The 13,919-nt window shown below is 39.4% G+C and carries 9 protein-coding genes; 4 read left to right on the plus strand and 5 right to left on the minus strand.

The genetic code is table 11. The features are described from left to right. Positions 1-94: 94 nt before the first annotated feature. On the minus strand, positions 95-2,599 hold the full coding sequence (locus tag V6R21_RS27230; RefSeq protein WP_334246675.1) for a YfhO family protein: 2,505 nt from the start codon (positions 2,597-2,599) through the stop codon (positions 95-97). 128 nt (positions 2,600-2,727) lie between these two features. After that, positions 2,728-3,942, minus strand: coding sequence for a glycosyltransferase (locus tag V6R21_RS27235; RefSeq protein WP_334246676.1), 1,215 nt, complete (start codon positions 3,940-3,942; stop codon positions 2,728-2,730). A gap of 234 nt (positions 3,943-4,176) precedes the next feature. On the opposite strand from V6R21_RS27235, the gene V6R21_RS27240 reads away from it, so the two are divergent. From V6R21_RS27240 to V6R21_RS27255, 4 genes are all read left to right on the plus strand, one after another. Further along, on the plus strand, positions 4,177-5,532 hold the full coding sequence (locus tag V6R21_RS27240) for a flippase (RefSeq protein WP_334246677.1): 1,356 nt from the start codon (positions 4,177-4,179) through the stop codon (positions 5,530-5,532). Positions 5,533-5,618: 86 nt separating this feature from the next. Next, entirely contained in the window at positions 5,619-6,578 is a 960-nt protein-coding gene (locus V6R21_RS27245; protein WP_334246678.1) for a glycosyltransferase family protein, read from the plus strand. 41 nt (positions 6,579-6,619) lie between these two features. Continuing rightward, positions 6,620-7,297, plus strand: a complete 678-nt coding sequence (locus V6R21_RS27250) for an FkbM family methyltransferase (RefSeq protein WP_334246679.1) — start codon at positions 6,620-6,622, stop codon at positions 7,295-7,297. Positions 7,298-7,411: 114 nt separating this feature from the next. After that, on the plus strand, positions 7,412-8,482 hold the full coding sequence (locus tag V6R21_RS27255; RefSeq protein WP_334246680.1) for an L-dopachrome tautomerase-related protein: 1,071 nt from the start codon (positions 7,412-7,414) through the stop codon (positions 8,480-8,482). A 73-nt stretch (positions 8,483-8,555) separates the two neighbouring features. Here V6R21_RS27255 and V6R21_RS27260 read toward each other — a convergent pair whose 3' ends face one another. The 3 genes from V6R21_RS27260 to mfd all read right to left on the minus strand — a co-directional run bounded on the left by V6R21_RS27260 (position 8,556) and on the right by mfd (position 13,804). Continuing rightward, positions 8,556-8,783, minus strand: a complete 228-nt coding sequence (locus tag V6R21_RS27260; RefSeq protein WP_334246681.1) for a hypothetical protein — start codon at positions 8,781-8,783, stop codon at positions 8,556-8,558. Positions 8,784-8,950: 167 nt separating this feature from the next. After that, the gene (gene gldJ / locus V6R21_RS27265) at positions 8,951-10,156 is read right to left on the minus strand and encodes a gliding motility lipoprotein GldJ (protein WP_334246682.1); all 1,206 of its coding nucleotides are present in this window, start codon (positions 10,154-10,156) and stop codon (positions 8,951-8,953) included. 255 nt (positions 10,157-10,411) lie between these two features. Beyond that, entirely contained in the window at positions 10,412-13,804 is a 3,393-nt protein-coding gene (mfd, locus tag V6R21_RS27270) for a transcription-repair coupling factor (protein ID WP_334246683.1), read from the minus strand. Positions 13,805-13,919: the final 115 nt, after the last annotated feature.

Genomic DNA, 13,919 nt, shown 5'->3' on the forward strand with positions numbered 1-13,919 from the left:
TCTCAATTCAATCATGCTGCTTCCAAAAACAAAAATCCGTTACAGCAACATAAAAGTGCCATAACGGATTTTCTATATATAATAAATTTACGTTTTACTCCTTTGTCTTCTGATATACAGCTAAACCAATGGCACCTACAAAACACAGGAATACAATCCACGAAGCAACCAACGTAATCTTTTGACCTACAAAGTATGACTCCGGTTTAAAGTCAAATGTGATCTCGTGTTTTCCTGCTGGTACTTCAAGCGCTCGTAAAATATAGTTTGCTCGTACCATTTCCACCTCTTTACCATCAATCTTCACTTCCCAACCCTCTGGGTAATAGATCTCAGAGAACACAACCAAACCATCAGCTTTGGAGTTGGATTCATACTTAACCGAACGGTTATCAAAGTGTGCCAACTTCACAGTAGCTGTACTGTCTGGTACAAAGTCCGTTTTAGAGATCACAAACTTATCAGTATCTACCACAGCTTGTGTCTCCAAATCAATTTGTCCTAACAAAGTGATTTCCTCATCTGGAGAATTAACCGGTACCACTTCCTTCACAAACCAAGCATGTTCCATTGCCATAGGGTTCATGATTACATCGGTGGCTTTATTGCCAATCTTCACATACTTTACATTAAGCATGTTAATGCCATTCAAACCTTTAAAACTTGGCTGACCATCTCTCAATGATTGAATCAAACGTTGCTGATCTGATGTTAACTGACGATCAATCAAGTCTTGGTAACGACGCATTTTAGCTGCGAAATAACCTCCAATTGAATGATGGAAATATGAAGTGCGGGCTTCTGTAAAGGTATTTCCAGCAAGGTTCATTACACGGTAATAACTATCATCCTGCTTGATTGCCTTATCTGCATCTGTCATTTGATGAACAGCCTTACTATCCTGTTTCACGTATTGGTCATCTGTCAGGTAACGTTTCGCCACCAACCAAAGATCGCCTACAATCAGTACACCCAAAATCAGTATCGCCAATTGGTGTCGAAGCTTTCCTTTAATAGCAAACCAGATAACGCCAAATGAAAGTAAAATCAGCACTAGTGACCTAATCGCATCCTTACGGATCAAAGCTGCTCGCTCATCTTCCAAAGCATTGACAAACTGCTTGATCATATTTGGATCATTGATTCCAAAACTTCTTTGGAAAAGTGCCGCATCATTTGGAGCACCTGTATTCATCATACCGGCAGCTAAAATAAGGACTACTCCCAAACCACCCGTGATATATAAAGCCTTGAATAACTTTCCTGTTATCTCTTGATCTGAGGAATTGTCTAACACTTTCTGCAATCCCATAAAGCCTGCAATCGGCATCACAGTTGCTGAAAGAGACAATGCCATTGCCACTGTTCGGAACTTATTGAACCCTGGCAGATAGTCAAAAAGGAAATAGTTAAACCACTCCAAGTTCTTACCCCAAGCTATCATCATAGTGATCACCGTTGCGGATAACATCCACCATCTATATCGGTTATCAAGCACAAACATTCCCAACACGAACAAGAAACAGATGATTGCCCCCATATAAACAGGACCTGCAGTAAATGGCTGATCCCCGAAATACATTGGCAGACGGAAGTTCTCATCTCCAATCAAACGGTCTGCCTGCTGTTGTCCTGCCACTTTAGCAAGAACTTTAGAAAATGGACCATCCTTTAGCGGACGTTCTTGACTGCCTCCACCATAGAAGTATGGCACCATCAATGTTAAGGTCTCCATTTTGCCTTCACTCCAGCTAAAGGCATACTCTTTATCTAGCCCATCTTTACCTTCTACTGACTCATTCTCTGTTGACAGTTCACGGGCTCCACGAGTTGAATACTTACTATACTCTTTTGTCATCCAGATACGTCCTGTCTGTGTCAGACCTGCAAGGAGTGCAGCCACCAGCAAGATACTTCCTGTCTTCACAAAAGAGGATACTCTTCCTTCTCTGACAGCAAAGATCAATTCGCTTACCACATATGTTAGGCACACAAATATCAGGTAGTAAGTAATCTGGAAGTGATTAGCACGTAGCTGAAGTGTCAATGCCATTGCAAAAACCGCAAAACCTAAAAAGTATTTTCTGCGGAATACCAACGACATACCACCCAACACAATCGATGCATAGGCAATTGCCCACATCTTGGTCATGTGCCCTGCCTCAGTACTAACGATAAAGAAGGTATTTAATGCAAAAGCAATTGCTCCAATAATTGCCAAATACGGACCGACACCAAAACATAATAGTGTCAACCAGAACATGGTCATACAAAGGAAAAATACACTTGCCGTACTTTCACCACTCAGTAACCCTTTTGTGATACTAGGTATATATCGAAGTGGTCCATCTTCAATACTGGAAATCAAGTATTCTGGAAAACCACTAAACATGCTCACATTCCATAAAGGAGGCTCTCCATCATGTTTTTCAGAATATGCCTCTGAAAATTTCTTCATCCCCTCAAACTGCACTACATCCCCTTGAGGTAAATGCAATCCATCCAACATCTCTGCTTGGAAGTAAAGAGTAGTAACCAGATAAAAAATCGGTATAGCTATCAGATACGGTAGTGCTTTCTGCACCGAAAACTTATTCATAGAGAAAAATTTAACCAGTAACCAGTGTCTGTTCTTATTAGTTTATATTATTGAAGCCTCAATATAGGCAATCACAAAAAAATCTTGAGATAATCCCGTTATTGAATCACTTCCCCAGCAAAAAAAATTCAAGAATCTTTGTTTGCAGTCAAATTCTCAAACAACTGCATATAGTGCTCTTCCATCATTCGCTGATTCCAATGTGCTACCACATATTGCATACCTACCTGTGCTTCTGTACGGATATTGTGTACTCCCTTCTCCAATACAGACTCCAGCATTTTTCTTAAATCATCCCCATTACCTGATTCAAACAACACTCCCCTTTCTTCTGCCAACTGCTCCTTGATACCTCCAGTAGCCGCTCCTACAACTTGTACACCTGCAGCCATAGCTTCCAAAACAGTCAGAGGGAAGTTTTCTGCCTCAGATGGAAAAACCATTATATCAACTGTATTGTATAGGTCATTCAGTTCTTCCCTGTTTCTAATAGGGTCAAAACGATATTGTTCTGTAATATCAGGTACCAATTCTCCAACAGTATACAAATCAAATGGTGCTTTAACCTTCAGTATTTCCTCTTTAAATAAATGACTTCCTTTATAAGGGCTTTCACTGTTGAAGAAAAGTACTCTAGGCTTATCCCAAGTTCTTTCACCTTTATCATAGAAAATACTGGTGTCTACACCATTCTGGATACATTGTATTTTCATTCTGTCATTGTATACATAAGAGTTCCGAAGGCAGCTCTCTAACCACTTTGATACAGGTACAAAGGTGATACGATCTACTAGTTCAAGGTATAGGGCTTTCTTTTTCTCCAAATAATCTTGGCGTCGATCTTTAATTGGGTTATAAAATGGGAACAGATTAGCATAAGGAGTCACCGCATTTCCAGATTTGTAGCCTTCATCATCAAATACATAGACCTCCCCTCCTGTAAAGCTCCACATATCATGCATCACCCAAACAATCGGCTTCTCAGCAGCTATTTGCTTTAATGTATCTAAGTCAAAGTAATCCGTATGGATATTATGAATACAAACCACATCAGCCTGCCTATATATATCCCTTTTTCTGATTCCTAACCATGAACCGTGTAACGGATAGAGCACCCCAATGTCCACATAAAGTGTTTTTCCAAAGAACTTCTGAAGTAGCGCATCCACTCCATTCATATAATAACTCATGGAAGCCCGCTGAATCTCCTCTACCCGGCTATTGTTCCGTTTCTTTTTCTTTACAAACAAGCTTCCCTCATACTGGCTTGACGTAGCCAAGTCAAATGCAAACTGTTCTGCGCCACCTCCCGCATCGGAGACGTTAATATGTACTACTTTCATTATTTTTGATCCTGTATTTCTATATACCGTTTACTGTCTTATACAGTGAACAAGCCCCGAAACTAAGAAACTGAACTGACTTTATTGCAGTACAATATCAATTGGTTACAAACTGTAGCATAAATACCGAATAGAGTTTACTAAATTTACCCGCACTTTTGGTTAGCAAGCAAGATTTGCATTACCAGAGAAAGTACCGTTTCATTTTTTATCATTCTTAGACCACCGTTTACTTTGCTAAATAAAATTACGACTTACTTCAACAACCTACGCAATAATAGGTCCCTTATGGAAGTAGCCAACAACGCCAACTGGCTGATGCTAGACCGTGTCATGCGGATCGTATTAGGGCTACTTGTCAATGCTTGGGTAAGGCGTTACCTTGGTCCTGATGAAATAGGAAAATGGGACTTTGTTCTGGCTATTTCTGGCATCTTTGTCATTATCTCAGCATTGGGTCTTGAGCAGCTCGTTACACGTGAACTAGTTAACACTCCTAAACTCAGGAATACCATTCTTGGAACTGCCTTTTCTCTACGTCTAGTGAGTGGGATTATCACCTCTGCTGGGTGTATTGGGGCTATTTTGCTATTGGAAGGTGTTGATCCTACCTATTTGGTTTTAGTAGGAATTGCAGCTGGAGGTATTTTGGTTCAGGCAACAGAGGTGATTGTGTTTTTCAATCAAAGTTTACTCAAAGCACGTAACTCTGTACTAGCAAAAGGACCCTCCTTTTTTATCTTTTCCATAATTAAGGTAGGGCTGATTTTGACTCATCAACCTTTAGTTGCATTTGCTTGGGCATATTTAGGAGAAATGGTTCTCTCCGCAATTCTATTACTTTACATCTATCAGCGTAATGAAAAACAACTGGGTAAATGGCATTACAACCGTAAAATGTCTCGAAAGCTGTTGTCTCAAAGTTGGCCACTGATGGCTGCCGGAATTGCATACATGATGTACATGAGAATTGACCAGGTTATGCTTGGAACTATGATGGATGCCAAAGAGGTAGGACTGTACGCTACAGCTACCAAGCTCTATGAAGTTCCACTTTCTGTACTGACAATACTAGGTACTACATTCTTCCCCAAGCTGACCGAATTCTATAAAAAAGGGGAAAACTTCTTCTTTGATAATTATAGGAGAATGGTACAGTTAATGACCTTGATTGCCTACCTTGGACTAGTTGCTACAGTTATTATTGCGCCTTGGTTTATACCGTGGTTATATGGAGAAGAATACCATGCTTCTACTGATATATTGCTGATCTTGATGGTTGGAATCATCTTTATGTACAACGGTGGGTTACGAGGAAGCTACTTAACGATCTCCAACCAACAGCGTATTATATTATGGTTTGCTTTCGGTGCTCCTATTATCAATATTGGATTTAACTTGCTACTGATTCCAAAACTTGGAGGTAAAGGTGCGGCTCTGGCTTCTGTAATCACGCAAATTATCGTTACCCAGCTTTTCAGCTTATTCTTTTCTTCTACTAGGAAAGTGTTACGGATACAGCTACGTTCGCTTCTACTTTTGGACACTGTAAGCACAATCAAGGCTATTGCTAAAGGAAAACAGGACTAAGTTCTCCAAAAGCTATATCTGCAATAATATTAACTTTGCAAATAAGGTATCACCTACTTTAAATTATCTAACAGACTCATAGTTATATGGAACTAGCTCCAATTGTACTATTTATTTATAACCGTGCATGGCATACTGAGAAAACCCTAGAGGCACTCAGCCAAAATAATTTGGCTGATCAGTCCACTCTTTACATCTATGCAGATGGTCCAAAAGATAGTGCATCAGAAGCAGACCTTGCAGAAATCGCAGCTACAAGACAAGTTGCCCATAAAAAACAATGGTGTAAGGAAGTTCATATTATTGAGTCAGATAAAAATAAAGGTCTTGCAGACTCCATAGTTGAAGGTGTTACAGCAGTAGTAAACCAATATGGAAAAGTGATCGTCCTGGAAGATGACATCACTACGTCCAAAGGTTTTCTTCAGTATATGAATGATGCCTTGAATTTATATGCAGAGCAACCTAATGTAATGCACATTAGCGGTTTTCTACCGCAACAGTTTCCCAATGCTAAGCAATACGAACTTCCTGAAACCTTCTTCCTGACATTCATGAGTTGTTGGGGATGGGCCACTTGGAAAGATGCATGGGCAAAAATAAACCTTGACACTGGCTATTTGCTAGAGGAAATCAATAAAGAAAATAAGCTGAATGCTTTTAACCTAGATGGAGCAATATCTTTCCATCAACAGTTGGAATGGAATCTGCAAGGCAAGATGAAAACTTGGGCAATCAAATGGTTTACAAGTATTTTTCTTGAAGGAGGATTATGTCTATATCCAAAACAGACATTGGTCAGAAATATTGGCTTTGATGGCAGCGGAGAAAATAGTGGTGAACTATATAACAATCCCTATGAAGTATCTGTAACCAACTTTATTACTGTATCTCCTATTCCTATTGAAGAAAGTGCTATTGGACGAGAATATTTGAGAAACTTTTACCTATTTACTAACAAGAAAACTCTAAAAGGTTTTTTGGTAAAGGTGAAAAATAAAATCAAACAGTGGATTGGACATGAAATCCATGCAGGAAGAGAATAAAGTTATTTAACAATCAATATTAATTGCGCATAAAACTACTAATGAATTTTTTTGCAAAACTTCTACAGCCTTTTTTAGGCAGCGTCCGTGCCAAAAGGCTAGACCTATTATTTTCAGCGGCAGGCGACTTATTTATGTATAAGGACAGTTACCTTCATCAAACTGGATGGGGTGTATCTTTTCTTCAAAAAAGACCCGTAAATAAGGACCAATGCCCAATACCTTGGGTTACCTATAGTTTTATAGAATTCATTAGACCCCGTCTTCACAAAGAACTCAATATCTTCGAATACGGAAGTGGAAACTCTACAGCTTTTTATGCAGAAAGGTGTAACTCTGTAACATCAGTAGAGCATGATGAGGAATGGATCAAAGAGGTTAAAGAAATGCTTCCTACCAATGCCCAACTCCTTTTTCGGAACTTAAAAGAAGACCCTACATCTTACTATAATGCTGCTCCTGAATCAGGTAAGCAATATGATATTATTATAGTAGATGGCAGAGACCGTGTAGCATGTACAAAAGCTTCAGTTTCTGCGCTATCCTCATCAGGTATTCTTGTTCTCGACGACACAGAACGGGCTTCATATCAGGAAGCAATAGACTTTATGACAGAAAAAGGTTTTAAGAAGATTGACTTTTGGGGCATGGCTCCCGGTATGGTGTATAATAAGTGCACAACTATATTCTATAAAGTTGACAACTGTCTCAACATATAAATTTGATACCAGACAGGGATACATCATACTTATTCCTGTCTGAACATCCTCCCTCCTTTTCCAGTTACTCAGTTTCCAACTTTTATTTTAATTTCATTCAAAAGATCAATTACAATGAACTGGAAGAAATATATTATCCCAATCACAATTCCCATCCTCCTTATAAGCTGTCAGTCCAAGCAAGATTCCACTCAAGCTGCAAAAGAAAGTGAAAAGCTACAGGAAGTTGCTTCATCAGAAAAGCAATGGACTGGTATAGCTATAAGTAAAAGCGGACGAATGTTTGTCAATTATCCAAGGTGGTCTGAAAATGTTCCTGTTTCCGTTGCCGAAATTATTGATGGTGAGGCTATTGCTTATCCTGACAGCTTATGGAATAACTATCAAGACAACAATGACAGTAGTTTTGTATGTGTACAGAGTGTCTTTGTAGACAAACTAGACAGACTTTGGGTATTAGATCCCGCAAATCCAATGTTTAGAGGTGTTGTCGAAAGGGGACCAAGGCTCTATCAATTTGATCTCAATACAGATTCCCTCGTAAGAAGTTACCGTTTTCCTTCTGATATCATTCCAAATGATACTTACCTAAATGATATTCGTATTGATGAGGAAAACAATACTGCCTATATCACAGACTCTGGAACAGGAGGTATTATCACTTTAAACTTAAAAACAGGTGAAGCAAATCGTAGGTTATCGAACCATCCTTCTACAAAAGCAGAAACAGATCGATTGACGATTGGTGATATCACTTGGATGAATAGTGTAAACTCAGATGGAATAGCCCTGTCTCCTGATCGTAAGTACCTTTATTATGCTGCTCTTTCAGGGCATACGCTGTATCGTGTCCCAACTGAAGCACTTCTTACAAACACTGATCAAGAGCTAGGACAACAGGTTGAGAAGGTCCATGAAATCCATGCTCCTGATGGGATGTTATTCGGTAAAAATGGAAACCTCTATATGGCTTCTTTAGAAACCAATGCTATTTACAGCTTTACTAATAATGGAAAATACGTTGAGTTAATTAACTCTTCAGATATTAAGTGGGCAGATTCTTTTGCTACTGATGGAAATGGTAACTTATACTTTACTACTTCTCAAATTCACTTACCGGTAAAAGACAGAACCACTTATAAGATATATAAGATCAATCCTAAAAAGCTCCTCGAGCATCAATAAAAAGTTGTTATAAAAAAACAGGACAAACGGTATCATATCGTTTGTCCTGTTTTTTTATTCAAAAAGAGTAAGATTAGTTAGGGAATAATTCCTCTCTGATTTTGTTTACTCTTTCAGCATCTTCTGAAGTTGGCTCAGGGTATTGGATATCCAATTGAGCTGGAGTTGCAGTTCTGCTCTTTCCGTAAATTCTTTCGCTGTCAAGGTTAACACCTTTACTTGGTGCTGTATTATGTTGACCGCAAGAAGCCAAAGCTAGCAGCATTGCCGCTGAAGCCAATTTGATCAGGTTCTTTTTCATGAATATTACTATTATATATTTATAAATCACCACTTAATTGACAGTCGCAAAAATATCATTTACAGCCTTAAACACAAAGGATTATTCCAGCCTTTGGTATAAAAAAAGCCCTTACAGTATTGTTATCTTACTGTAAGGGCTTTTCAGTATTCTATATTGATTACTTCTTAGTGGTTTCTACCTGCATTAATCATTGCACAACGGAAACCAATTGTAGAAGTAGCTGAATCTTGCTCAAGGAATCTTCTTGTACCTGGCGCCAACCAATAAGCTACGTCTTTCCAAGAACCACCTTTGTATACTCTAATGTGGTCTGAGATAAATGTTTCGTAGTTACGGCTGTCATAAGCATAACCATAATCAGGACCATCCAAGTAATCACTGTTACGAACTGGGTTCAGGTCACTGAAGTCTTGGTAAGAAAGCGGACGGTAGATATCCTCAACCCACTCACTTACGTTACCTGCCATATTGTACAGACCAAAGTCGTTTGGAGGGTTATCATAGATCCAAGTAGTAATCATCGCTGCATCATTCAGCTTACCACCGATACCTGCGTAGTCACCACGACCTCTCTTAAAGTTAGCCATGAAGTCACCCATGCTTTCACCATAAGGGTTTCTCAATGAGTGGCCATCCCAAGGGTAGATTCTTCTCTCACTGTAGTTTTCATCCAACTCTTGCAAACCGATCAATGCCTGAGCAGCGTAATCCCACTCTGCCTCTGTAGGCAATCTGAAAGCAGGAAGTACAATTCCTGACTCCAATGGAATTCTCTGACCGTTTTCAGCAGCTTCCACCTCATCATCGTTACCATTCTGAAGTGCCAATTGCTTGTTTACAGTAGTAGTTCTCCACTGACAGTATTTCTGAGCTTGGATCCAAGATACACCCACTACTGGGAAATATCTAAAGCCTGGATAACGAAGGTAGTGATCTACATACTGGTCATTGAATGCCAGCTCTTCTTTCCATACTGTTGAATCAGGCAAAGCCTCATCATAGTACTGCTTACCTGAGTCCATTGCATAGTGCAAGTACTCAAGCCAGTGAATATTGGCAATCTCTGTTTCGTCCATCCAGAATGAACTTACTGAGACTGTTCTTTCGATGTTATCCATCGATTTCAAAAGATCTTCTTCGTAAGAGCCCAATACAACCCTACCACCTTCGATGTAAACCATGTTCGGTGCCTCAGGCATACCATTATAATCTCTTACTGCAAACGAGTTGTCATCATCCCCGTTATATTCCAGCCCTGTAACTGTACTTGCTCTTCCGGGACCGTAAGCGTCCGGTTTAGTATTTTTTGAACAACCTGCCAGAACCGACAGCAATGTAAACAGGTAAATGTAATTTCTTACTTTGTTCATAGTTGTGTCTGAATAAAAATTCACCGGAAAAGGGCTCTTGCCGCTCCCTGTATTTTTAAGCTCAATATTAACGAATGAACGAATGATTATCTAATATCCGGTATTAAAATTCACTTAACTCGGTGTCAATAATTATACCTAACAAAGGGCAAAAGTAAAAAAATCTAAAAAATTCTCGTTTTAGGTTGAAAAAATATTGCCATGTAAGAATTATTCAATATCATTTTTACTTTCAACTCTGCTTGATCCTAATAATCATGCATTTTTTATATGCTCAAGACATTTGATCGCTTCTTTGATTGAGGAAACATCATCTAAGATAATGATCAAACGCTTTTTCGTTTCTTTTAATGTGCAACGTTTCCCTTGCTGTTGGACAAATGCCAATATCTTACCAAACTCTTCTGATTGATAATAGGAAACGTGTTTATTTTCCAACAAGTAGATTTTCAGCGTATCATTTTTAAGCATAATCTTCTCCATGCCCAATGATTCTGCTAACCAACGTAACCTGACTGTTTTAAGCAGATCTTCTACTTGTGATGGAATAGGCCCAAAGCGATCGGTGAGTGAGTTTCTGAATTTCTCCAACCCATTCTCATCCTTTAGCTTATCGGCAGCAATATAAAGATTTAATCTTTCAGAAATATTGCTAACATAGTCCTCAGGGATCAAAATCTCAAAATCAGTTTCAATACTGCAACTGACTTTGAGCATTCCAAGGTCCAATTCATTCTTGAAAAGTTCCTTAAATTCCTCCTGCTTCAATTCTTGAACTGCATCTTCTAGTATTTTATTGTATGCATCGAAGCCTAAATCTGTAATAAATCCAGATTGTTCTCCTCCAAGCAGATTTCCAGCTCCCCGAATGTCCAAATCTCTCATCGCCACCTTGAAACCATCCCCAAGATCCGAGAACTGTTCCAACGTACTCAAACGCTTTCGTGCTTCAGCTGTCAGGTTAATCATCGGAGGCGTCATCAGATAACAATATGCCTTTTTATTAGAGCGCCCAACCCGACCTCTCATTTGATGCAAATCGGACAGGCCAAACATATGTGCCCGATTGATAATGATGGTATTAGCACTTGGAATATCTAAACCAGACTCAATGATATTGGTAGAGACCAATACATCATACTCCCCTTCGATAAACTTGAGCATGATCTTTTCCAACTTTGGACCTTCCATCTGACCATGAGCATAAGCCACCTTTGCATCAGGTACCAAATGCATGATATTATTAGCCATATGCTCAATGTCGCTGATTCGGTTATGGACAAAAAATACTTGCCCTCCCCTTCTAATCTCAGTAGCAACTGCATCACGAACCATCGTATCACTGTAGGTTGACAGAATAGTCGTGACAGGCTGACGGTTTGGAGGTGGTGTCGAAATTACGGAAAGGTCCCTTGCGCCCATCATTGAGAAATGAAGTGTTCTTGGAATTGGCGTTGCCGTCAATGTCAAAACATCTACATTGACACGCATTTCCTTTATTTTCTCCTTAGTCTTAACCCCAAACTTTTGTTCTTCATCAATCACCAACAACCCAAGGTCTTTGAACTGAACGTCCTTATTTGTAATCCGATGTGTACCAATAAGGATATCAACCTTCCCCTCTTTCAAGTCTTTCAGTGTTTCACGAATCTGCTTTGTTGAACGGAAACGGTTAATATACTCAACTCGGCATGGCAAATTCCCTAACCTCCCTTTAAAGGTATTGTAATGCTGCATGGCAAGGATAGTCGTAGGAACAAGTATCGCAACCTGCTTACTGTCTGCTACAGCTTTAAATGCTGCTCGTATTGCTATCTCTGTTTTACCAAAACCTACATCGCCACAAACCAGTCTGTCCATCGGGTAATCCTGCTCCATATCTTGTTTGACTGCTGCTGTAGCTGTTGCTTGGTCAGGTGTGTCCTCATAAAGGAATGATGACTCCAATTCTGCTTGCAAATAGCTATCAGGAGAAAAACCAAACCCTTTCGCTGCCCTTCGCTTTGCATAAAGCTTAATTAGCTCCCGAGCTATATCCTTTACCTTTTTCTTGGCTTTAGACTTTTTCTTTTCCCATTCCTGAGAGCCCAACTTACTCATTTGAGGCATTGTACCGTCTTGCCCTGAGTATTTGGAGATCTTGTGAAGCGCATGCAAACTGATATACAATAAGTCATCATCTCGATAAATCAACCTCACAGCTTCCTGCTCCTTACCATTGACCTCCATCTTTTCCAATCCTCCGAATCTGCCAATGCCATGATCAATATGGGTAATATAATCACCGATATTCAGCGATTGCAGTTCTTTCAAGGTCATCGCTGAGGAAGACTTGAAACGGGATCTTGTTTTAGCTTTGTGGTAACGTTCAAAAATCTGATGATCCGTATAGCAAGCAATTTGGTTAAGCTTATCCAAAAAGCCTCCTCTCAGTCCCAAGTTCAACTCGAACAGTGTCAGATCTGGGTTTACTTCTTCAAATATGGTATGTAAACGCTCCAACTGTTTTGGAGATTCTGCCACTAGAATATTACGAACCCCCTGATGCTGATTTGCCTCCAATGTATCTGCCAACATATTGAAGTCCTTATTGAAAGAAGGCTGCGGACTTGATTCGAAAACGATCTCAAGGTCTGGTTTCAGGAAAAAGCGATTCCCAAACTCCACTCTATGGTACTGTTCTGCAAACTTTTCAAAGTTATCTTTTGTCTCAAAAAGCTCATCAGGTCCATGAATTACCTGAGTATTTCCATTGGCTGCCAATATTTCCTGAAAACTGTCTGTAGCACGTTCAAAGTAGTTTTCAATGACATCCAAAGTCAGTTGATACTCCTTTACCCAAATTGTAGTATCCTGTGGTAAAAAACGTAAAAATGATTCCCTGATTTCTTGCAATAGCTTTGTCTGAACATCAGGAACAATGGCAGCATAGTCACAGCTTTCTTTTGAGAGTTGTGTCAACGGATCAAAAGTTCTGATCGTATCAATCTCGTCACCAAAAAGCTCTATTCTATAAGGATAATCATGCGCATACGAGAAGATATCAACAATTCCACCACGAATAGCAAACTGTCCAACTTCATATACAAAATCCGTTTTCTCAAATTCGTATTCTACTAAAAGCTCCGTGATAAAATCAATATTGAACTTTTCTCCTACCCGAGCAGTGTAGGTATTTTCCAACAAAGACCGTTGATTGATTACCTTTTCAGTCAATGCCTCAGGGTAAGTGACAATCAGCTCTCCTTCTTTTCTCTTCTGGCTGATAATATTCAACACTTCTGCTCTTTGGAGAATATTGGCATTTTCGACCTCCACAAACTCATAAGGCTTTTTATAGGAAGTCGGAAAAAACAAGGCTTCTCTTTCAGGTAAAATACTTTGCAAATCATTCAGAAAATAAGTAGCCTCTTCCTTGTCATGCATCACAAACAAGTGAGTTCCTTTTTTCGAATCACAGATAGCCGCTGTCACTACTGCATCCAAGCTTCCTGACATGCCTTTTACCTGCAAACACATCGCTTCTTTACCAGAAAGCTGATCAGCAAGCATCCTCACTTGTGCATCTTGCTGATACTGCTCCAGAAAACCTTTTGCTGTGATTTTATGTACTTCTGTATCTGCTGAAGTCAATTTGCTATTTGCCATCTTCCAATTATCAGTTTTTCAATATTTTCACAAAAATACAGTAAGTCTTCCAAAGATTGGAAGGGTTTTCCATTTACCAAGGATTAATTCTCACTACAAACCCTATTTCCTCGTT

This window comes from Limibacter armeniacum (assembly GCF_036880985.1).
Classification (GTDB): domain Bacteria; phylum Bacteroidota; class Bacteroidia; order Cytophagales; family Flammeovirgaceae; genus Limibacter; species Limibacter armeniacum.

Excerpts from the sequence above, each read along its gene's own strand:
- V6R21_RS27230 (WP_334246675.1), bottom strand. The coding sequence starts at position 2,599 with ATGAATAAGTTTTCGGTGCAGAAAGCACTACCGTATCTGATAGCTATA.
- V6R21_RS27255 (WP_334246680.1), top strand. The coding sequence starts at position 7,412 with ATGAACTGGAAGAAATATATTATCCCAATCACAATTCCCATCCTCCTT.
- V6R21_RS27260 (WP_334246681.1), bottom strand. The coding sequence starts at position 8,783 with ATGAAAAAGAACCTGATCAAATTGGCTTCAGCGGCAATGCTGCTAGCT.
- mfd (WP_334246683.1), bottom strand. The coding sequence starts at position 13,804 with ATGGCAAATAGCAAATTGACTTCAGCAGATACAGAAGTACATAAAATC.
- gldJ (WP_334246682.1), bottom strand. The coding sequence starts at position 10,156 with ATGAACAAAGTAAGAAATTACATTTACCTGTTTACATTGCTGTCGGTT.
- V6R21_RS27250 (WP_334246679.1), top strand. The coding sequence starts at position 6,620 with ATGAATTTTTTTGCAAAACTTCTACAGCCTTTTTTAGGCAGCGTCCGT.
- V6R21_RS27245 (WP_334246678.1), top strand. The coding sequence starts at position 5,619 with ATGGAACTAGCTCCAATTGTACTATTTATTTATAACCGTGCATGGCAT.
- V6R21_RS27235 (WP_334246676.1), bottom strand. The coding sequence starts at position 3,942 with ATGAAAGTAGTACATATTAACGTCTCCGATGCGGGAGGTGGCGCAGAA.